The organism is Bradyrhizobium sp. McL0615 (assembly GCF_049993905.1).
Taxonomy (GTDB): domain Bacteria; phylum Pseudomonadota; class Alphaproteobacteria; order Rhizobiales; family Xanthobacteraceae; genus Bradyrhizobium.
Window position 1 is genome coordinate 2,886,140 of record NZ_CP188254.1, and the last position, 19,235, is coordinate 2,905,374.

The following is a 19,235-nucleotide window of genomic DNA, read 5'->3' on the forward strand; positions in this document are numbered from 1 at the left end:
TCCCGTGCGCTCGAACGTAGGATGTTCCCATGACGGCAGGACCGGTTGTCATCATTGGCGCGGGCCACGCAGGCTTCCAGCTTGCGATGTCGCTGCGCCAGCACGGCTTTTCCGAACGCATCGCGCTGTTGAACGATGAAGGCCATCTGCCCTACCAGCGGCCGCCGCTATCCAAGGCCTATCTGAAGGGGACCGGCGGACCCGACAGCCTGATGTTCCGCCCGGAAAAATTCTATTCCGACCAGAACATCGATCTGATCTCCGATCGCGCGGTGTCGATCGACCGCGCCGCACGCAAGGTGTTGCTCGCCTCCGGTACTTCGCTCGATTACGGCCACCTGGTGCTGGCGACCGGCGCGCGCAATCGCCTGCTCGATATTCCCAACGCCAACCTCGACAGTGTGCGCTATCTGCGGACGCTCGACGAGAGCCAGTCGTTGCGCGACGACATCGCTCCGGGTCAGCGCGTCGTCGTGATCGGCGCCGGATTCATCGGCCTCGAATTCGCGGCGACGGCGCGTGCCAAGGGCCTCGAAGTCGACGTCATAGAGCTCGCGCCGCGGGTGATGGCGCGTGCGGTGACCGCAGAAATCTCGGAACACTTTCAAGCGCGGCACGGCGCGGCCGGTATCCGGATTCATCTCGGCGTGCAGGTCACCAGCATCGAGAACGACGGCAGCAAGGTCACCGGTGTAAGCCTCAGCGACGGGCGGCATATCAAGGCCGATCTGATCGTCGTCGGCGTCGGCGTCCTGCCAAACGTCGAACTGGCAGCGGAGGCAGGGCTGAAGGTCGCGGCCGGCATCGTGGTCGACGAGCATTTGCTGACCTCCGATCCTGATATCTCGGCGATCGGCGATTGCGCGCTGTATGCGAGCCCACGGTTCGGCGGCTCGCTGCGGCTGGAATCCGTGCAGAACGCCACCGACCACGCGCGCTGCGTCGCGGTCCGGCTGACCGGCGACGCCAAGCCCTACGACGGCTTGCCCTGGTTCTGGAGCGATCAGGGCCCCGACAAGCTGCAGATGGTGGGACTGACCACCGGCTATGACAGCGTGGTGGTGCGTGGCGATCGTGCCGCGGGCGCGTTCTCCGCGTTCTGCTACAAGTCTGGACGGCTCGTCGGCATCGAGTCCGTCAACCGCGCCGGCGACCACATGTTCGGACGGCGGCTGCTTGCCGCTCACGGGTCGATCACGCCCGAGCAGGCGGCCGACAGCGGCTTCGATCTCAAGAGTGCCCTGACTTAGAACCTACCCCGACTTAAATCGGGCCAACCGCGGCGCCAGTCTGCTTGCGTCTGCCGATCATTTCGGCAACGTTGGCGCTGGTGAAGAGGTCTCCGGCAGTCAGATTTCGGAGGGTATATGTCCGTTTGGACGTGCTATCTCAGGTTGATAGGCGCCACCATCATGGCCCTGGCTATTGGTGGCCCGGCTTCAGCGCAGATCAAGCTGAAATGGGCGCATGTCTACGAGGTCACCGAACCCTACCACACCGAGGCATTGTGGGCCGCCAGCGAGATCAGGAAGCGCACCGGCGGCAAATACGACATCGAGGTGTTTCCGGCTTCCCAGCTCGGCAACGAGAACCAGATCAATAAAGCGCTCGGCCTCGGCGCCATCGATATCGTCTACGTCGGCATCAACTTCGTTGCGGCGACCTACGAGCCGCTTGGCATCACCGGCGCGCCGTTCATGCTGCGCGACTTCGATCACTGGAAAGCGTATCGCGGCAGCAGGCTTTTTGCCGAGCTGGCCAGGGGCTACGAGGACAAGACCGGGCACAAGATCGCAGCGCTCACCTATTACGGCCAGCGCCATGTCACCGCCAACAGGCGCATCAATAAGCCCGAGGACATGCGGGGCATGAAGCTGCGCGTGCCGCCGGCGCCGCTGTTTCTGATGTTCACCAAATCCGTCGGCGCCGACGCAACGCCGATCGCCTTTTCCGATGTCTACACGGCGCTCCAGCAGGGGCTGGTCGACGGCCAGGAAAATCCGCTACCCACGATCATGGCCAAGAAATTCTACGAGGTGCAGAGCCACATCGTGCTGACCGGCCACATCACCGAGTCGATGGTGACGGTGATCGGCAGTCACGTCTGGAACAAGCTGACGCCGGACGACCAAAAGGTCTTTGCGGATACGTTGAAGGAAGCAGCCTCAAAGGCGACGGAGTCGATCGAGGCGTCCGAGAGGATTTTGGCCGGCGAGTTCAGGAAGCTCGGCGTGACCGTGGTCGAGCCTGATCGCGAGGCGTTCCGAAAGGCGGCGATCCCGCTGCACAATGATGCATCCGTCGGGGCCGGCTGGACCAGGGCGCAATACGACGAGCTGCAGGCGTTGAAGTAGGCATGGCGTTTTTGAGCGAAGTCGACACCGGTTCGCGTAAAGAAAACGCGTCAGAAAAAATCTAGAGCAACGCCGCCACTTCGGCTGCCGTCGGCATCGACGGCGCGGCGCCCATCCGCTGCACGCAGATCGATGCGGCGGCATTGGCATATTCGAGCGCGTCGCGGATCGGCTTTCCATTGGCAAGCTGGGCTGCGAGGGCGCCGACGAAGCAGTCGCCGGCGCCGGTGGTGTCCACCGCCTTCACGGCGCGCCCCGCAATCAGCAAGGGCTCGCCGCCGACCAGCGCGAGCACGCCGCGCTTGCCCAGCGTGACGCAAATGATTTTTTCAGCGCCGATTGGCAGACGTCGCGCCGCTTCAATGAAACGGGCAGGGGCGTCAGTATCGGCGAGCGTGGTGCCCGTGAGAAACCCCAATTCGGTCTCGTTGAGGATCAGGATGTCGACCAGTTCGAGCAATTCCGGGCCGCAAGCCATCGCCGGCGCCGGATTGAGGATGGTGGTCGCGCCTGCCGCGCGCGCCCGCCTGAAGAAGGCGCCGATGGTCGCTTGCGGAATTTCGAACTGGCTCACGGCGACGTCGCCCTTGGCGAGCACGGGGGCGGCGACGTCCTCGCCGCTGACCAGCGCGTTGGCGCCGGGCACGACCACGATGGTGTTGTCGGCGTCGGCGACGGTGATCACGGCGGTCCCGGTATGGATATAAGCGGTGTCCTTGACGAGCGCGAGGTCGACGCCTTGCGCAGCGAGGAACGTCCGTAATTGCTGGCCGAAGGCATCTGTGCCCAGCCGGCCGATCAGCGCGGTCGATGCACCCAGCTTCGCCGCGGCGACCGCCTGGTTTGCGCCCTTGCCGCCAGCAAAATAATGCACGGCCTGGCCTGCGACAGTTTCACCGACCTTGGGATGCCTGGTGGCCGTCGCCACCACATCCATGTTGATGCTGCCGGCGACAAAGACGCGTCCCATATCTAGTCCCAAAATTCCTTCTTGCGCCCGATCTGGAATTCCTGCTTGACGGCATCGATATCGGCAAGCGTCGGCAATCCAGCCTCGTTGCCGAGGCGCTGGATCTTGTAGGTCGAGGCCGCGCGCGCAAACTCGAAATGGTCCTGCCAGCTTTTCGACGGATTGTTGAGGTACGAAAACACGTAAGCGCCATGAAATACGTCACCGGCGCCGTTGGTATCGATCACGCGCTCGCCTGCGATTGGCAGCGCTGGCAGCTTGCGGACCGCGCCGGTCTCGTCATACCAGAGCAGGCCTTGCTCTCCCATGGTGACGCCGCCGACCCGGCAGCCGCGGCTCTTGAGATAATCGAGCATGGCATCCGGCGTCTTGTCCATCTGCTCGCACAGCCGCTCGGCAACGATGGCGACGTCGATGAATTCAAGCAGTTCATGGGTATTGGTCCGCAGGCCGCCGCCGTCGAGCGACGTCAGGATGCCGTCCTCGCGGCACAGCCTGGCGTAGTGGATTGCAGCATCCGGCTGGTGGCCGTCGACATGCAGCGCGCGGCAACCCTTTAAATTGAGGATCGGGAACGGGTGGATATGCTCGTCGTCGCGGCAGCGCACGATGGCGCGCTTGCCGTCCTTCGGCATGATGAAGGACAGCGAGGAGGCGTTGACCTTGCGCGGATGGATCGAGATTCCATACTTCGCGCTCATGTCCTGAAACATGCGGCCGAGCCAGTCGTTGGCGACGGTCGCGATCAGGTCGGGCACGATCCCGAGCTTGGCGCAGCAGAATGCCGCCGTGACGGCGTTGCCGCCAAAGGAAACCGCATAGGCGGAGGCCACGTGCTTTTCGTCGCCGGTCGGCATGTGGTCGGTGATGAAGGTAACGTCGATATAGGTCTGTCCAATGAAGAGAGCCTGCATTCGTTTTCCGTCATGAGCTTAAGGGGTGGTCCCGGCCCGGCGCACACACATTAGCACCGGTTATCGGATGCATTCGCTGAAATTATTCGCACCCGTGCCGTCTTTGCAGCTTGAGATGGGAGTATGAGGAGAATACGACCGTCCTTGGGGCCTTGTCCTTAGAGGTCTTGGGCATCTTGCCGTATAACGGCTGACGGCTGCCCGGGTTTCCCGGCGGTGGCGACAAAAGTGGAGGGAATGATGACCGTTTATTCCGGTCCGGTGTTCGACATGGCGGTTAACCAGTTTGGCGTCATCGCCAACCATCTCGAAATCCCGATGGACGAGCGCGACCGAATCCTGATGCCGAAGCGGGCCATCACCGTTTCCTGTCCAATTCATCGCGACGACGGCACGGTCGCGGTGTTCGAGGGCTACCGGGTGCAGCATCACCTCACCCTCGGCCCGACCAAGGGCGGCACGCGATTCGCGCCCTCCGTCGACATCGGCGAGGTCGCAGCCCTTGCGATCTGGATGAGCTGGAAATGCGCGCTGGTCGGGTTGCCCTATGGCGGCGCCAAGGGCGGCGTCAATGTCGATCTCTCCACCATCTCCAGGCGCGAACTGGAGGCGCTATCGCGCCGCTACATGCAGGAGATGATTCCCTTCGTCGGCCCACATACCGACGTCATGGCGCCCGACATGGGCACCAATGAGCAGGTGATGGCCTGGTTCATGGACACCTATTCGATGTACCAGGGCCGCACCGTGACCGAGATCGTTACCGGCAAGCCGGTATCGTCGGGCGGCACGCTCGGCCGGCGCGAAGCGACGGGGCGCGGCGTCGCCTATCTCGCCAGGCGCGTGCTGAAGGAGCTGTCGATCAATCCGGGCACCGCGACCGCCGTCATCCAGGGCTTTGGCAATGTCGGCTCCTATGCGGCGCTGGAGCTGCATCAATATGGCTTGAAGATTATCGCCGTCAGCGATCACACCGGAGCGCTGCACGATCCGGCCGGGCTGGATATTCCCGCGCTGATGCGGCACGCGGGCACGCATGGCAGCATCGCCGGCTTCTCCAACCAGATGACGTTCGACCCCGAACAAATCCTGACGCTGCCCTGCGACGTGCTGGTGCCGGCGGCGATGGAGCGGGTGATCGACGCCAAGATCGCGGAAAATCTCAAATGCCGCGTGCTGGCCGAGGGCGCGAATGGCCCGACCACGCCGGATGCCGATCTGGTGCTGGAGAAGCGCCAGGGCGAAGTGTTTTTGATCCCCGACATTCTCTGCAATTCCGGCGGCGTCGTGGTCAGCTACTTCGAATGGGTGCAGGATTTGCAGCAATTGTTCTGGGAGGAAGAGGAGGTGACGCGGCGCGAATACGCCATCCTCGATCGCGCTTTCGACACCATGGTGCAGCGGGCCAACGCCGACAAGATCCCGCATCGAACCGCGGCGATGGCGATCGGCGTGGAAAAGGTCCGCGCCGCCAAGAACACGCGAGGCCTGTTCCCGTGATCACCAGCCTCGACCACGTCGTCGTTCTCACCGGCGACATCAACGCGGCCTCCGCCGCTTACCAGACCTTGTTTGCCCGCGCGCCGGCTTGGCAGTACAGCGGCGATGGCGCCGATCGCGTCCTGTTCACGCTCGACAATACGACGCTGGAATTGGTGGCGCCGAACAGTGATGGCGCCAATGCGGACCGCATTCGCGCGGTGCTGACCGCACAGGGCGAGGGGCTCGCAAGCATATGCTTCCGGACCAGCGACATCGCCAAGATGTATCGCCGGCTGGACCGGCTGACGCTGAAGCCCGATGCCGTTGCCGAGGTCGAAAGCCGCGATGCGATCTCGGGCGCGACGCTGTCATGGAAGCGCACGCGAACGGCGACGGAGGCTTCGCGCGGCGTCCGCCTGTTCTTCCTCGAGCGCGACAAGGAGCGTCCGCTGTCGGTGCGAACCACGGCCGGATCGATCACGGCGATGGACCATGTCGTGGTCTCGACATCAGACCCCGAACGGGCCGCCGCCCTTTATGGCGCCCGGCTCGGCCTCGACATGGCGCTTGATCGCTCGCATCCGGATTGGGGCCGGTTGATGTTCTTCCGCTGCGGCGACGTGATTGTCGAGGTCACGCACCGGCCGGGCAAGCTAGCTGACACGTCGCAGGATCGGCTGAGCGGGATCTGCTGGCGTGTGGCCGACATCGACGCCACCCATGCCCGGCTGGCGCAGGCCGGCGTCGACGTGTCGGAAGTCCGCACCGGTCGCAAGCCGGGGACGCGGGTGATGACGGTGCGCAGCAGCACGTGCAGCGTCCCGACGCTGCTGGTGCAGCCGTCGGCTGCGCCGTGATCTTTCCCTTCTCCCCTTGCGGGAGAAGGTGGATCGACGGCGCGAAGCGACGGCGAGACGGATGAGGGGTCTGTCTCCGCGGATAGCAACCCCTCATCCGCCTTCGCTTTCGCGAAGGCACCTTCTCCCACAAGGGGAGAAGGGGGAAGGGCAGTCCCGCCTCATTCTCAAACGCTTCCCTGCGTGCTACAGCTTGTCGCGTACAGGCATTGAGCGAGCTGATTTGGCAAAGGCAAAACGCGTTCAGAAATGGCAGCGCGACCCTGAGGGGATGCGGATCCGCATTCTCGAGTCCGCCAAGCAGGAGTTCGCCGCCCATGGCCTGGCCGGCGCGCGCGTCGATCGCATTGCGGCAAACGCCGGCGCCAACAAGCGCATGCTGTATTACCACGTCGGCAACAAGGAAGACCTCTACCTCGCGGTGCTCGAAGGCGCCTATGAAAAAATCCGTTTCGAGGAGCGCGGGCTCGATCTTGAACATCTCGATCCGCCCGACGCGATCGAACGGCTGATCGACTTCACCTGGAACTACTTCCTGCGTAACCCCGAATTTCTGGCGCTGCTGAATACGGAAAATCTCGCCAAAGCACGCCATCTGAAGCGCTCGACCAAGGTCAAATCGATGCATTCGCCGTTCGTCGAGATGATCCGCACGGTGGTGACGCGCGGCGTCGAAAGCGGCGATTTTCGCGTCGCGGTCGATCCGGTGCAGCTGTACATTTCCATTGCGGGGTTATGCTTCTTCTATCTCTCCAACAGCGCCACGCTTTCGGTGATCTTCGGTCGCGACCTCCTGAAGAAGGATGCGCGGGATGAACGCCTCGCCCACATGGTCGCACTGGTGCTGGCGGCGTTGACGGGGAAATCGACGGCGGATTTCGGCAAGACTGAGTTGCCGGGCGTGCGGTCCCCGGCGCATCAGCCGGTGTAGGCTGTCGTTCCTGCGAACGCAGGAACCCATACGTCGCGGCCCCACGGTTTTCGGACGGTAGTCGTTGATTCCGCTGCAACAATGAGCCCCGGGGTTATCGGTTCCTGCGTTCGCAGGAACGACAAAATACCGCACGAAAACCCGCTTGCCAGTATTTATCCAACGGGTTAATTTCTCCCCCGAAAAGACGATCACAGGGAGCGGGACGTGGCCGAGTTGAAGCGCGAGAGCGGCTTGTCGAAAGCGCTGAATGCTGCGTGGGTGCGGCCGTTTCTTTTCCTGCTGTTCATCGTGGTGATGTGGGACCTCACCATCCGCCTGTTCCAGATCCCGGCCTACCAGATCCCTGCGCCCGGCGATGTCGTGGCGGTGCTGCGGACGGAGTGGCCGGAATTGTTGCGGCAGGCCTGGCCGACCACCTACGCCACCATCTGCGGCTTCCTGCTGTCGGCGGTGTTCGGTATTCCCGTCGCGATGCTGATCGCGGGGTCGAAGACGGTGGAAAGCTACGTTTATCCGCTGCTGGTATTCTCGCAGTCCGTGCCAAAGATCGCGATCGCGCCGCTGTTCGTCGTGTGGTTCGGCTTCGGCATCATTCCAAAAGTGATCTCGGCGTTCCTGCTTGGCTTCTTTCCCGTGGTCGTGTCCGCCGTGCAGGGTTTCAAGTCGGTCGATCCCGACATGGTCGATCTTGCCCGCGCCATGCAGGGCAGCCGCTTCCGGGTATTTTGCGCCGTCAACCTGCCGCACGCGATGCCCGCGATCTTCTCCGGACTGAAGGTCTCCATCACGCTCGCGGTGGTCGGCGCCGTGGTCGGCGAGTTCGTCGGCTCCAATTCCGGTATCGGCTATGTGATGCAGCGCTCGATCGGGACGTTCGACCTGCCGACGATGTTTGCCGCGCTGGTGATCCTGGCGCTGCTCGGCGTGGTGCTGTTCTGGGTGGTCGACCGCATCGAGCGCCTCGTGATCCCCTGGCACGTCAGTCAGCGCGACGACATCATTTTTGCTTCGTAAATCCAACCATCAAGCGGCCTGTCCAAGGGCCCGCACCAACACCAACGGGAGGAAGACAATGATACGAACGATGACGGCGATTTCTGCCGCCTTGATCTGGACCGCGCTTTCGGTGCTTCCGGCATCGGCCGCCGACAAGGTCGTGCTGATGCTGAACTGGTACGTCTATGGCGAGCACGCGCCGTTCTATTACGGCAAGGCCAAGGGCATCTATGCCGCCGAGGGCATCGATCTCGAAATCCAGGAAGGCCGCGGCTCGGCGGCGACCACGCAGGCGGTTGCGGCCAAGACCGCCAATTTCGGCTATGTCGACGTGCCGACCATGATGCGCGCCGCCGTGAAGGGCGCCCCGATCACAGCTACCGGCGTGCTGCTGCAGACCAGCCCGATGTCGGCGATGGGTTTTGTCGAAAAGAACATCAAGAAGCCCGAGGACATCAAGGGCAAGACGGTGGCGATCACGCCGGCCGACTCGATGACCCAGATCTGGCCGCTGTTTTTGAAGAAGACCGGACTGAAGGAAAGCGACTTCCAGACCGTGGCGGGTGACGGCCAGACCAAGCTGAACGCCGTCATCAACGGCCAGGCGGATCTGCTGCTCGGTTATGTCATGGACCAGTCGATGAAGATCAAGGACGCCACCGGCAAGGACGTCAACGCGATCAAGTTCGCCGACTACGGCATCAACATGGTGTGCTCGGGCATCGTCGCCAACACCGAGTTCGTCAAGGCCAATGCCGATTTGGTCAAGCGCTTCATGTCGGCCACGACGAAAGCGGTCGAAGCGGCAGAGAAGGACGCCAAGGGCGCGGCGCAGTCGATCCTCGATGCCAACCCGAAGGGCGGCAAGATCGAAACGTTGACGCAAGGCTTTGAGCTGACGATCCCGCTCTACCGGACGCCGGAAACCAAGAACAAGCGGCCGTTCCAGGTCACCGACCAGAACATGACCGACACGGTCAATCTGATGGTCGAATATGGCGGGCTGGACGCGAAGGCCAAGGACAATCCCAAGGCGTTTTACACCAACGACTACCTGCCGCAGGGCGGTTCGTGAGCGGACGCGTGACAAATCTATCGTCGTCCCCGCGCACGCGGGGACCCATAACCCCCGGCCTTGGTTGTTGCAGCAGGTCTCCATCCCCGTGCCCTTACGAAAGGGCACGGCGTATGGGTCCCTGCGTTCGCAGGGACGACGGGTGGAGTGGAGCTCTGCAATGAATCCCGCGACCAAGCAAACCGAGACCAATCAGCCGGGTGCGCATCTGCGCCTGGTGTCGGATCGCGCCGGCGGCGCCGCGTCGGGCATCACGCTGTCCGGCGTCTCAAAAACCTATCGTTCGCGCGACGGCGACGTGCCGTCGTTGCGGCCGCTGGATTTCCACATCAACGAGGGTGAGTTCTTTGTCGTGGTCGGCCCGTCCGGCTGCGGCAAGTCTACGCTTCTGAAAATGATCTCCGGGCTATTGGCGCCCTCGACCGGCGAGATCCTGGTCGAAGGCGAGCAGGTGACGAAGCCGCACGGCAATGTCGGCATCGTGTTCCAGAACGCGCTGCTGCTGCCCTGGCGCAACATCCTGTCCAACGTGATGTTGCCGATCGACATGAAGAAGCTGTCGCGCGAAAAATATCTGCCGCGGGCGAAAGCGCTGCTGAAGCTGGTCGGCCTCGAAGGGTTCGAGAAGAAACTGCCATGGCAATTGTCCGGCGGCATGCAGCAACGCGCCTCGATCTGCCGGGCGCTGGTGCACGACCCCAAGATCATGCTGATGGACGAGCCGTTCGGCGCGCTCGACGCCATGACGCGCGAGAAGATGAATGTCGAGCTGATGCGGATCCAGCGCGAGACCGGCAAGACCGTGCTGCTGATCACGCATTCGATTCCCGAGGCCGTGTTCCTCGCCGACCGCGTGCTGGTCATGACCGAGCGGCCTGGCGCGATCGCGGCGATCTACGACGTACCGCTGCCGCGCCCGCGCTCGCTGGACGCGATGGCCGACCCCGCCTTCACCGAACTGGTGCAGCGGATTCGCAAACATTTTTTCACCCAAAGCGCGCTGGATTGAAAGCTGGCCTGATGCCGTATCGTTTGGCCGTACGAGACATCTCCTTCTTTGAACGACCGGTCACTTTCGCCCGGCCGTTCCGGTTCGGTGCGGTCGTCATCAACGCGACGCCGCAGGCTTTCGTGCGCGTCGAGATCGAGGTCGAAGGCAAGGACAGGGCGACCGGAGCCAGCGCCGAATTCCTGGTGCCAAAATGGTTCGACAAGCGCCCGCATCTGGCGCCAGAGGAGACGGTCACGGAATTACGTCGCTCGCTGCTGATCGCGCGCGAACTCTATCTGGCGCATTCCGGCTTCGAGACCGCATTCGGCCTGCACGCGGCCTGTATCGGCGCGCAGATCGAGGCCTGCGCCAGAGAAGATATCCCGCCGCTGGCAGCAGGCTATGGACCCGCCGAAATCGACAAAGCCGTCCTGGACGCGCTGCTGCGCTGTACGGGGGCCAACTTCTTTGATGGCATGGCGGCCAATGTCGCGGGCATCGATCCGCGCCTGTCGCGTGATCTGACGGAAGCCGACGTGTCGCAGTTTCTCGCAGGCCGCAAGCGGTTGGAGCGGGTAGCGATCCGGCACACGGTCGGCATGGATGACAAGGTCGAAGGCGAGGGTGGTGTCGCCGACATCAGAGAAAACGCCGGCGCGCGCTATTTCAAGCTCAAGCTCAACGGTGATCCCCAACATGACGCGGATCGCCTGATCCAAATCGGTAGGGAACTCGCCACGCTGCCCCATGATTACCGCGTCACGCTCGACGCCAATGAACAATATGCCGATCTTGCAGGCCTGAGCGCGTTGGTCGATCGGCTCGATCGTGACGCTGCGCTGCGGCCGATCGCGCAAAAGCTCCTGTACATCGAACAACCGATGCCGCGCGACATCACGCGCCAATCGCCGCTCGGAGGGCTGGCACGGCGCGATTTCATCGTCGACGAAGCCGACGACTCCTACGACGCCTTCCCGGTGGCGCGGGCGCTCGGCTATCGCGGCATTTCCTCGAAATCCTGCAAGGGCGTCTACAAGTCGGTGATCAATGCAACCCGCGCGGCCAAGTGGAGCGCGAGCGGCGAAAAGTGCTTCATCGCCGGCGAGGACCTGACCTGCCAGGCGGGCCTCGCCGTGCAGCAGGATCTCGCGCTCGGCGCGCTGATCGGCGTCACTCACGCGGAGCGCAACGGCCATCACTACGTAGACGGCTTTGGCGACACGCCGGCCGCCGAAGCGGAGGCGTTTCTATCTGCGCATCCTGATCTTTATGTCCGCGATGCCAGCAAAATCCGGCTCGCGATCCACGACGGCGATCTCCTGACGGGATCGCTAACGGCACCCGGCTTCGCCAGTTCGGTTCATCCGGACTGGTCCACGATGCAGCCGCTTGCGCGGCCCACAGTAAAAATTCCCCTGGAGAAAGCAGTATGACGACCAAACGCCTCGGCCTGATCATGAACGGTGTGACCGGCCGGATGGGGCTCAACCAGCATTTGATCCGCTCCATCATCGCGATCCGCGACCAGGGCGGCGTGCTGCTCGCAAACGGCGACCGCATGCGGCCCGATCCGATCCTGATCGGCCGCGATGCGGACAAGGTGGAACGCCTTGCCAAGCGTTTCAACGTCGAGCGCTGGTCGACCGATCTCGACACGGCGCTGGCCGACAAGAACGATACGATCTTCTTCGATGCCGCGACCACGCAGGCGCGTCCCTCGCTGCTGACCAAGGCGATCAATGCCGGCAAGCACGTCTATTGCGAAAAGCCGATCGCGACCAATCTGGACGAGGCGGTCGCGGTGCTGCGGCTCGCCAATGCCAAGGGCGTCAAGCACGGCACGGTGCAGGACAAGCTGTTCCTGCCGGGCCTGAAGAAGCTCGCCTTCCTGCGCGATTCCGGTTTCTTCGGCCGCATGCTCTCGGTGCGCGGCGAGTTCGGCTACTGGGTTTTCGAAGGCGGCTGGCAGGAGGCGCAGCGGCCGTCGTGGAATTACCGCAGCGAGGACGGCGGCGGCATCATCCTCGACATGGTCTGCCACTGGCGCTACGTGCTCGACAATCTCTTTGGCGAGGTCGAAAGCATCTCCTGCCTCGGTACGACAGATATTCCCGAGCGTTTCGACGAGAAGGGCAAGAAGTACACGGCGACCGCCGATGACTCCGCCTACGCGACCTTCCGCCTCAAGGGCGGCGTGATCGCGCATATCAATATGAGCTGGGTGACGCGGGTCTACCGCGACGATCTCGTCACCTTCCAGGTCGACGGCACGCACGGCTCCGCGGTGGCGGGCCTGACCGATTGCGTGATCCAGGCCCGGCAGGCGACGCCACGTCCGGTCTGGAATCCGGACGAAAAGCGCACCCATGATTTCTACGCCGACTGGCAGAAGGTTCCGGAAAATGTCGTCTACGACAACGGCTTCAAGGAGCAGTGGGAGATGTTCATCCGCCACGTCTGCGAGGATGCTCCCTATAAATACACGCTGCTGGAAGGCGCCAAGGGCGTGCAGCTTGCCGAATGTGCGCTGCAGAGCTGGCGCGAGCGCCGCTGGATCGATGTTGCCCCGATCAAGGTGTGAGGAGGCCTAACCAATGAACAAGCCTGTCCTGCCGATGTCGTCGCTGTCTGTGAGGCTGCCGACGGCTGATCGTTCGATCGAGACCTATCGCCTGGCGGCGTCGCGGACGTTTCCGGCGAAGCTAGACGGCACGCTCAACCGCGTGGCGTTTTCCGCCGCCCATGTGGTGGCGGATCCGCTTGCCGATAACGACCCGTGGCTGTCATCCGCGATCGACTGGGACCGCACCATCGCATTCCGCGAGCATGTCTGGGATCTCGGCCTCGGCGTTGCCGAGGCGATGGACACCGCGCAGCGCGGCATGGGGTTGGACTGGCCGACCTCGCTGGAACTGATTCAGCGCTCGGTGAGGGCGGCGAAGGCAAAGGGCAATGCGCTGGTGTTCTCCGGCGCCGGCACCGATCACCTCGCGGTTGAAGATGCAAAGTCGATCGATGACGTCATCCGCGCCTATGAGGAGCAGATCGCGTCGGTCGAGAAGGCCGGCGGCCGCATCATCCTGATGGCCTCGCGCGCGCTGGCAAAGCTCGGTCGTAGCGCTGACGATTATGCAAAAGTCTATAACCGCGTGCTCGGCCAGGTCCGCGAGCCCGTGATCATCCATTGGCTCGGCGACATGTTCGACCCGGCGCTGGCCGGTTACTGGGGCACGGCCGACCTCGACAAGGCGATGGACACGGCGGTTGCCATCATCAACGCCAATGCGGCCAAGGTCGACGGCGTCAAAGTCTCGCTGCTCGACAAACAACGCGAGATCGACATGCGCCGCCGGCTGGACAAGAACGTCAAGATGTATACCGGCGACGATTTCAACTATGCCGAACTGATTGCCGGCGACGACCAGGGCATTTCCCACGCGCTGCTCGGCATCTTCGATGCCATCGCACCCGCGGCGTCCTACGCGCTGTCGCGGCTGGCGGCCGGCGACGAGATGGGCTTCCACGATGTGCTAGGGCTGACGGTGCCGCTGTCGCGCCATATCTTCCGGGCGCCGACGCGGTTCTACAAGACCGGCATCGTGTTCATGGCCTGGCTCAATGGCCATCAGGACCATTTCACCATGGTCGGCGGGCAGGAGAGCACGCGCTCGACGCTGCATCTGGCCGAACTTTTTCGGCTGGCCGACAAGGCCGGGCTTCTGTCCAACCCTGAACTGGCGACGCGGCGCATGAAGACGATGCTGGCAACGCGCGGCATCGAACCTTGATGCGCGATTTTTCTTCCGATCATCGCTGGCTGTCTCTGAACACGGCAACCGTCCGCAAGCAGGGCGATCTGGTCGCCATCATCGAGGCCTGCGCGCGCCATGGCATCCGCGCCATCGATCCGTGGCGCGACCAGGTCGCTTCCGTAGGCCTCGACCGCGCCGCGCGCGCGTTGCGCGACGCCGGGCTCGAACTGTCGGGCTATTGCCGCGGCGGCATGTTCACGGCGGATGCGGCGCGCCGGATCGAAGCGCGCGACGACAATCGTCGCGCCGTCGACGAAGCCAAGGCGCTGGGCGCGCCCTGTATCGTGCTGGTCGTCGGTGGCCTGCCGCAATATTCGCGGCCGGGAAGTGCTGCTTCGAAAGATATCGCGGCCGCGCGCACACAGGTCCATGATGCCATCGCCGAGACGCTGGAATACGCGAAGCAGGCGAACATGCCGCTTGCGATCGAACCGCTGCATCCGGCCTATGCCGCCGACCGCGCCTGCGTGAATACGACGAAGCAGGCGCTGGACATCTGCGACGAGCTCGATCCCCAACGCACCGGCGCGCTCGGCGTGGCGCTCGACGTCTATCACATCTGGTGGGACCCGGAATTGATGCCGCAGATCGCGCGCGCGGGGAAAGATCGTTTGCTGGCGTTTCACGTCTGTGACTGGCTGGTGCCTACGAAAGACATCCTCAACGACCGCGGCATGATGGGCGATGGCGTCATCGACATCACATCTGTGCGATCAGCGGTCGAGGCGCAGGGCTTTGCCGGCTATTCCGAGATCGAAATCTTCTCGAACGACTGGTGGTCAAGGCCGATGGATGACGTTTTGCGGACCTGCATCGAACGACATCGGACCGTAGTCTAGCCGATTCCGGCCGGAGTCGCGCGTGGGTGTGCCAACGGCGGACGATGTTGTTTCGTCGCTGAACGGGTGTCCGCTTTTTGATAGCTTAACATGAAGCGACAGATTTCGGGTTCCAGATTTAACCTTTGTCCACGCTATTTAGCTTAACAATGGGTTAGCGTTGCCCTCCGCAGGCTCCGGCATTAGCTAAGTCGTACGGAGAACGTCTCCGAAAAGCGATGAGCGGCAACATGAAAATCCTTTACGCAATTGCGACCCTCGCCCTGCTGTCGACTTCGATGTCGACATCGGCGCAGGCATGGCAGATCGTGGAACGCTGCACCTACAGCAAGTTTTACGGCAGGGTGTGCACGACCTCCTACCTGGATGATCCGGTGCGCAACACGACGCAGGATCAGGAAGACGAAAAGGCAAGGCGCGCCAGCATCGAGAAGTGGGAAGCGTTCTGCAAGCCGACGCGCACCTATGACGATGAAGGTGTCACCCGCCTGGTTTACGCCCGCAAGGGCTGCGAGTTCGGCCGCAGCGAATAACTGCATCTTCGCTCGTCGCGACCCGCGAGGAGCACGCTCAAAGACCGCTAAATCTTTATCGACCAAATTGCGGCACGGTTAGTCACGCCGCTTTACACCGCCTCAATGCTTGTCCGTCATTCCTGACACGCGGCATTCATTTCAAGAGGCAGGCTCCATGCGCGTCTTCATCGCAATTTCGATTGTCGTCGCTTCGGTATCGTCGGCGTCCGCGCAATTTGCGATGGATCATGGCCGCGCGGCGGATGCCGCCCAGGCCGCCCAAGCCGCGCAGGCCGCCTCGGCGGCGCGGGCTGCCGCGGATGCCAAGGCCGCTGCCCCCGGCGCGCCGCTGCTTCCCAGCCAGCAAACCAATTTCTACATCGGCGGCGCCGGTATCGTGAAGGTCGTTTCCCGGACCGCGGAAGAGCTGAAGGTTGATGAAGCCGCCCAGTCCGCCTGGCGCGAGCGCTGCCAGCCGACCGTGGTCGAAGACCGCGACGGCCTGCGTCGCGTGAAATATGCCGAACGGGACTGCGATCTTTCCCGCTTCAACACCGCCGGGAATTAGACCTCCCGCGCGTTAGGCCCGAATCGAACGGCAGGCCGCGACCCGGCTGCCCGTTTTCGGCTAGGCCCTCCCAAGTCGAAATGCTAGAGGTTCCCCAACTACCGTTGGGGCGGCATGACTTTCACTTCCTGGCAGTTCGGCGTCTTCGCAGCGATCGTATTCGCGGCCTATTACCTGCCGGCCCTGCGAGCGTTTCAGGTTCAGCTGCTGGTCTTCGCCAGCCTGTTCTTTTACGGGTATGGCCAGCCGGAACTGCTGGCGGTCGCGGTTTTCGGAACGTACTTCTTCTTGATCCTGGCGTTGCGAAACCGGCAGGTCTGGCTTCCGGTCGGCGTCGCCTTCAATCTCGCGCTGCTCGCGTTCTTCAAATACAAGCTGCTGTTCATCGATCCGGCGTCCCCCAGCCTGGTGGACTTCGCGCCGCTTGATTTCCTGCTGAAACTACCGCTGCCGATCGGCATTTCATTTTTTGTCTTCCACAACATCAGCCTGCTGGTCGATCTGACCCGGCAGAAGGCGGCGCCGCCAACGCTGAGCGGCGTCTTCCTCTACATCATCTTCTTTCCGCAGCTCGTGTCGGGCCCGATCACGCGCGCGGAAATGTTCATGCCGTAGATCAGGCCGAAGTATTTCGCGGACATTCCGGTCGTCGAGGTTGCGAAATGGATCCTGACCGGGTTCTTCTTCAAGCTCTACGTGGCGAACAACCTCAATGAAATGACGTCTTACATGAGCTTCCCGCTCTACGAGACGCTGCAGACCCAGGATCGCCGGCTGCTGGTTTTCCTCAATAGCTATCAGATCTATGCGGACTTCTTCGGCTACTCCGCGATTGCGATCGGGCTTGGTCTTCTGTTCGGCTACCGACTGCCGATCAACTTCGATCTTCCTTACATCTCGACCTCGTTCTCCGAGTTCTGGACCCGCTGGCATATCTCGCTGTCGACCTGGCTGCGGACCTATCTTTACGTTCCGCTCGGCGGCAATCGCCATGGCCTGTGGCGGACCTATTTGAACCTGATGATCGTGATGGGATTGGGCGGCCTCTGGCACGGCGCCGGCCTCAGCTACCTGATGTGGGGGCTGCTGCACGGCCTGCTGCTGGTGCTTGAACGCCCCTTGCTGTCGCGACTGGCTTCGATCGACTCTGCGGCGTTTCGAGCGGCGCGGATGACCGTGGTCTTTGTCTGCGTCACCATGCTCTGGATTTTCTTCAAGCTGCCGAACTTCGATCATGCGGTCGGCTATCTCACGGGAATGTTTACGCCAAGCACGAATCCCAACCCGACCAAACTGTTCTACAGCCTGGCGCTGCTCTACTCGCTGCCGGTCATGATTCAGCACCTTGGTTTGCGTTCGCTGTTCGAGGGAAGGCTTCGCTGGGCGGAGCCGTATCTCTACGGCTCAATGGCCGCGCTGATGTATCTGGAGGCCGGCCCCGAAACGTCGTTCATCTACTTTCAGTTCTAGGGCGAGGGAAAAATGTCCGCCGTTCGGTGGTTGATAAAAGGCGGTGCGGCGGCGGCGATTGTCCTGATCGCCTGCGGCTTCGCCACCGTGCGTTTCGGCAGCGGGCTGCAAATGCCGGCGACGACGACGCGGGACGGCACGCTGATCACGCTGAGCCGATACCTGCGCGAGCCGGTGCCTGAGATTGTTCTGGTGGGAAGCTCGCTCACGTTCCGACTCAAGGAGGAATATTTTACGACGCGTGGCTTGCGAAATCTGGCGCTTGCGGGAGGCTCTCCGGTCACCGGACTGGAGATCGTTGCCAGCCAACCGCGGCTTCCGCAATACATTCTGGTCGAGGCGAATGTCCTCAACCGCTCTACCGATACCGCGCTGGTCGAACGTTACTCGCGCGGCGGCACTGAGCCGTTTTTCTTTCGTCCCGTGCGGGCCGCGGTAGCCGCCTATGAGCAGCGGCTTCACGCGCCGCTGACGCATGAGCAGGTCGTGCTCGACCTGCGCCGGTTGGTCGGTCAGCCGCCAAGCGATTTCGACAACCGGATCTATGTGGATCGCACGCTGCAGCAGTTCAATGCGGAAGATCCGACAGATGCCACTCGGCTCAACGCGAAACGAATTGAGGCGTTGATCCGGATGGTGGAAGAGCGCGGCGCGCAGGTGTTGCTGTTCGAACTACCTTATGCCGAACCAATTGAAGGCTCGCGGTTCGCAGCGACCACGCGGGAGATTGTTCGCGCGGCATTTCCGGATTCGAAGCGATGGTTGTCCATCGAGGTGAACCGAAGCGAGCTGCGCTGGGCGGACGGCGTTCATCTCGACGAACGCTCTGCGGTGATCGCAACGCAGGCGATGGAACGCGCTTTGGCATCGGCGCGGGGGGCGAATTGATGTCGGCGGCTAGCCGCCTTGTCTTCGCCGAATACGTCCGCGGCCGCGGCGTCATCGCGATTGAGCAAGGTAGGCGATGATCTGTTTTCTGTCGTCGCTCGATGCGAGGCCGCCATACGGCTTCATGCTGTTGCCGGGTACCACCTCATCGGGGTTTGCCATGAAGCGATCGAGCTTCTCCTCATCCCAGACGAAGCCCGCCTCCTTCATGGCGCTGGAAAACCTGTAATCAGGCAGCGAGCCTGCTTTCCGTCCGACAACCTTGTGCAGATTGGGGCCCAGCCGATTGTCGCCCTCTTTGACCATGTGACAGGTTCGACAGGCATTGTTGAACGCCTGTTGCCCCGAGAGGTCCTCGGTACCTTGCGACACCTGAGGCAGAGCGGAAGGCGCTGGAAGCATGAATGCCATTGCACTTAATGCCCCCACCAGGAGCATCCGGTTACGGCGCCGTGCAGATACGTCTCGCTCCGCAACGGGGACGACTCGCATGATCTCACTCCCTTGTGCTCCGCCGCCCGGCAATATCAACGCGCAAACGCAGAAATCGTTCGCCTGAAGTCGCCCTCA

General features: G+C 62.6%; 20 protein-coding genes. 17 read left to right on the forward strand and 3 right to left on the reverse strand.

Going from position 1 to position 19,235, the window contains the following annotated elements; genetic code table 11:
- Positions 1-29 precede the first annotated feature (29 nt).
- Positions 30-1,250 (forward strand): NAD(P)/FAD-dependent oxidoreductase, encoded by a 1,221-nt coding sequence (locus ACPPVP_RS13745; protein ID WP_426535029.1) that lies wholly within the window; start codon positions 30-32, stop codon positions 1,248-1,250.
- Between the two features lie 117 nt (positions 1,251-1,367).
- Complete coding sequence (locus ACPPVP_RS13750; protein ID WP_426535031.1) at positions 1,368-2,354, forward strand: sialic acid TRAP transporter substrate-binding protein SiaP; 987 nt, start codon at positions 1,368-1,370, stop codon at positions 2,352-2,354.
- 61 nt (positions 2,355-2,415) lie between these two features.
- Here ACPPVP_RS13750 and ACPPVP_RS13755 read toward each other — a convergent pair whose 3' ends face one another.
- Both ACPPVP_RS13755 and ACPPVP_RS13760 read right to left on the reverse strand, forming a co-directional pair.
- Positions 2,416-3,324, reverse strand: coding sequence for a ribokinase (locus tag ACPPVP_RS13755; protein WP_426535033.1), 909 nt, complete (start codon positions 3,322-3,324; stop codon positions 2,416-2,418).
- A 2-nt stretch (positions 3,325-3,326) separates the two neighbouring features.
- On the reverse strand, positions 3,327-4,238 hold the full coding sequence (locus ACPPVP_RS13760) for a sugar kinase (RefSeq protein ID WP_426535035.1): 912 nt from the start codon (positions 4,236-4,238) through the stop codon (positions 3,327-3,329).
- Positions 4,239-4,478: 240 nt separating this feature from the next.
- Between ACPPVP_RS13760 and ACPPVP_RS13765 the strand changes: the two genes are divergently transcribed.
- The 15 genes from ACPPVP_RS13765 to ACPPVP_RS13835 all read left to right on the forward strand — a co-directional run bounded on the left by ACPPVP_RS13765 (position 4,479) and on the right by ACPPVP_RS13835 (position 18,665).
- On the forward strand, positions 4,479-5,738 hold the full coding sequence (locus tag ACPPVP_RS13765) for a Glu/Leu/Phe/Val family dehydrogenase (protein WP_426535037.1): 1,260 nt from the start codon (positions 4,479-4,481) through the stop codon (positions 5,736-5,738).
- Complete coding sequence (locus ACPPVP_RS13770; protein WP_426535039.1) at positions 5,735-6,577, forward strand: VOC family protein; 843 nt, start codon at positions 5,735-5,737, stop codon at positions 6,575-6,577. Before ACPPVP_RS13765 ends, ACPPVP_RS13770 begins: the two co-directional genes overlap by 4 nt.
- A 223-nt stretch (positions 6,578-6,800) precedes the next feature.
- The gene (locus tag ACPPVP_RS13775) at positions 6,801-7,508 is read left to right on the forward strand and encodes a TetR/AcrR family transcriptional regulator (RefSeq protein WP_426535041.1); all 708 of its coding nucleotides are present in this window, start codon (positions 6,801-6,803) and stop codon (positions 7,506-7,508) included.
- Positions 7,509-7,715: 207 nt separating this feature from the next.
- Positions 7,716-8,525, forward strand: coding sequence for an ABC transporter permease (locus ACPPVP_RS13780; protein WP_426535043.1), 810 nt, complete (start codon positions 7,716-7,718; stop codon positions 8,523-8,525).
- A gap of 58 nt (positions 8,526-8,583) precedes the next feature.
- Positions 8,584-9,582 (forward strand): ABC transporter substrate-binding protein, encoded by a 999-nt coding sequence (locus ACPPVP_RS13785; protein ID WP_426535045.1) that lies wholly within the window; start codon positions 8,584-8,586, stop codon positions 9,580-9,582.
- 160 nt (positions 9,583-9,742) lie between these two features.
- Positions 9,743-10,591: an ABC transporter ATP-binding protein gene (locus ACPPVP_RS13790; RefSeq protein ID WP_426535047.1), complete on the forward strand. Its 849-nt coding sequence runs from the start codon at positions 9,743-9,745 to the stop codon at positions 10,589-10,591.
- A gap of 11 nt (positions 10,592-10,602) precedes the next feature.
- Positions 10,603-12,006 carry a hypothetical protein gene (locus ACPPVP_RS13795; RefSeq protein WP_426535049.1) on the forward strand — a complete coding sequence of 468 codons (1,404 nt, stop codon included), beginning with the start codon at positions 10,603-10,605 and terminating at the stop codon, positions 12,004-12,006.
- Complete coding sequence (locus ACPPVP_RS13800) at positions 12,003-13,154, forward strand: Gfo/Idh/MocA family protein (RefSeq protein WP_426535051.1); 1,152 nt, start codon at positions 12,003-12,005, stop codon at positions 13,152-13,154. The genes ACPPVP_RS13795 and ACPPVP_RS13800 overlap by 4 nt, the downstream gene beginning before the upstream one ends.
- 13 nt (positions 13,155-13,167) lie before the next feature.
- Complete coding sequence (locus ACPPVP_RS13805; protein ID WP_426535053.1) at positions 13,168-14,361, forward strand: dihydrodipicolinate synthase family protein; 1,194 nt, start codon at positions 13,168-13,170, stop codon at positions 14,359-14,361.
- Positions 14,361-15,224, forward strand: a complete 864-nt coding sequence (locus ACPPVP_RS13810) for a sugar phosphate isomerase/epimerase family protein (RefSeq protein WP_426535055.1) — start codon at positions 14,361-14,363, stop codon at positions 15,222-15,224. The genes ACPPVP_RS13805 and ACPPVP_RS13810 overlap by 1 nt, the downstream gene beginning before the upstream one ends.
- 230 nt (positions 15,225-15,454) lie before the next feature.
- Positions 15,455-15,757, forward strand: a complete 303-nt coding sequence (locus ACPPVP_RS13815; protein WP_426535057.1) for a hypothetical protein — start codon at positions 15,455-15,457, stop codon at positions 15,755-15,757.
- Positions 15,758-15,914: 157 nt separating this feature from the next.
- Complete coding sequence (locus ACPPVP_RS13820; protein ID WP_426535059.1) at positions 15,915-16,307, forward strand: hypothetical protein; 393 nt, start codon at positions 15,915-15,917, stop codon at positions 16,305-16,307.
- 114 nt (positions 16,308-16,421) lie between these two features.
- On the forward strand, positions 16,422-16,922 hold the full coding sequence (locus ACPPVP_RS13825) for a hypothetical protein (RefSeq protein ID WP_426535061.1): 501 nt from the start codon (positions 16,422-16,424) through the stop codon (positions 16,920-16,922).
- Positions 16,923-17,003: 81 nt separating this feature from the next.
- Complete coding sequence (locus tag ACPPVP_RS13830; RefSeq protein WP_426535063.1) at positions 17,004-17,777, forward strand: MBOAT family O-acyltransferase; 774 nt, start codon at positions 17,004-17,006, stop codon at positions 17,775-17,777.
- Positions 17,778-17,789: 12 nt separating this feature from the next.
- Positions 17,790-18,665, forward strand: a complete 876-nt coding sequence (locus tag ACPPVP_RS13835) for a hypothetical protein (RefSeq protein WP_426535065.1) — start codon at positions 17,790-17,792, stop codon at positions 18,663-18,665.
- A gap of 51 nt (positions 18,666-18,716) precedes the next feature.
- Here the strand turns inward: ACPPVP_RS13835 and ACPPVP_RS13840 are convergent, their stop codons facing one another.
- On the reverse strand, positions 18,717-19,103 hold the full coding sequence (locus ACPPVP_RS13840) for a c-type cytochrome (protein WP_426537832.1): 387 nt from the start codon (positions 19,101-19,103) through the stop codon (positions 18,717-18,719).
- Positions 19,104-19,235: the final 132 nt, after the last annotated feature.

Excerpts from the sequence above, each read along its gene's own strand:
- ACPPVP_RS13745 (WP_426535029.1), top strand. The coding sequence starts at position 30 with ATGACGGCAGGACCGGTTGTCATCATTGGCGCGGGCCACGCAGGCTTC.
- ACPPVP_RS13750 (WP_426535031.1), top strand. The coding sequence starts at position 1,368 with ATGTCCGTTTGGACGTGCTATCTCAGGTTGATAGGCGCCACCATCATG.
- ACPPVP_RS13755 (WP_426535033.1), bottom strand. The coding sequence starts at position 3,324 with ATGGGACGCGTCTTTGTCGCCGGCAGCATCAACATGGATGTGGTGGCG.
- ACPPVP_RS13760 (WP_426535035.1), bottom strand. The coding sequence starts at position 4,238 with ATGCAGGCTCTCTTCATTGGACAGACCTATATCGACGTTACCTTCATC.
- ACPPVP_RS13765 (WP_426535037.1), top strand. The coding sequence starts at position 4,479 with ATGACCGTTTATTCCGGTCCGGTGTTCGACATGGCGGTTAACCAGTTT.
- ACPPVP_RS13785 (WP_426535045.1), top strand. The coding sequence starts at position 8,584 with ATGATACGAACGATGACGGCGATTTCTGCCGCCTTGATCTGGACCGCG.
- ACPPVP_RS13790 (WP_426535047.1), top strand. The coding sequence starts at position 9,743 with ATGAATCCCGCGACCAAGCAAACCGAGACCAATCAGCCGGGTGCGCAT.
- ACPPVP_RS13795 (WP_426535049.1), top strand. The coding sequence starts at position 10,603 with ATGCCGTATCGTTTGGCCGTACGAGACATCTCCTTCTTTGAACGACCG.
- ACPPVP_RS13800 (WP_426535051.1), top strand. The coding sequence starts at position 12,003 with ATGACGACCAAACGCCTCGGCCTGATCATGAACGGTGTGACCGGCCGG.
- ACPPVP_RS13805 (WP_426535053.1), top strand. The coding sequence starts at position 13,168 with ATGAACAAGCCTGTCCTGCCGATGTCGTCGCTGTCTGTGAGGCTGCCG.
- ACPPVP_RS13810 (WP_426535055.1), top strand. The coding sequence starts at position 14,361 with ATGCGCGATTTTTCTTCCGATCATCGCTGGCTGTCTCTGAACACGGCA.
- ACPPVP_RS13815 (WP_426535057.1), top strand. The coding sequence starts at position 15,455 with ATGAAAATCCTTTACGCAATTGCGACCCTCGCCCTGCTGTCGACTTCG.
- ACPPVP_RS13820 (WP_426535059.1), top strand. The coding sequence starts at position 15,915 with ATGCGCGTCTTCATCGCAATTTCGATTGTCGTCGCTTCGGTATCGTCG.
- ACPPVP_RS13825 (WP_426535061.1), top strand. The coding sequence starts at position 16,422 with ATGACTTTCACTTCCTGGCAGTTCGGCGTCTTCGCAGCGATCGTATTC.
- ACPPVP_RS13835 (WP_426535065.1), top strand. The coding sequence starts at position 17,790 with ATGTCCGCCGTTCGGTGGTTGATAAAAGGCGGTGCGGCGGCGGCGATT.
- ACPPVP_RS13840 (WP_426537832.1), bottom strand. The coding sequence starts at position 19,103 with ATGCTCCTGGTGGGGGCATTAAGTGCAATGGCATTCATGCTTCCAGCG.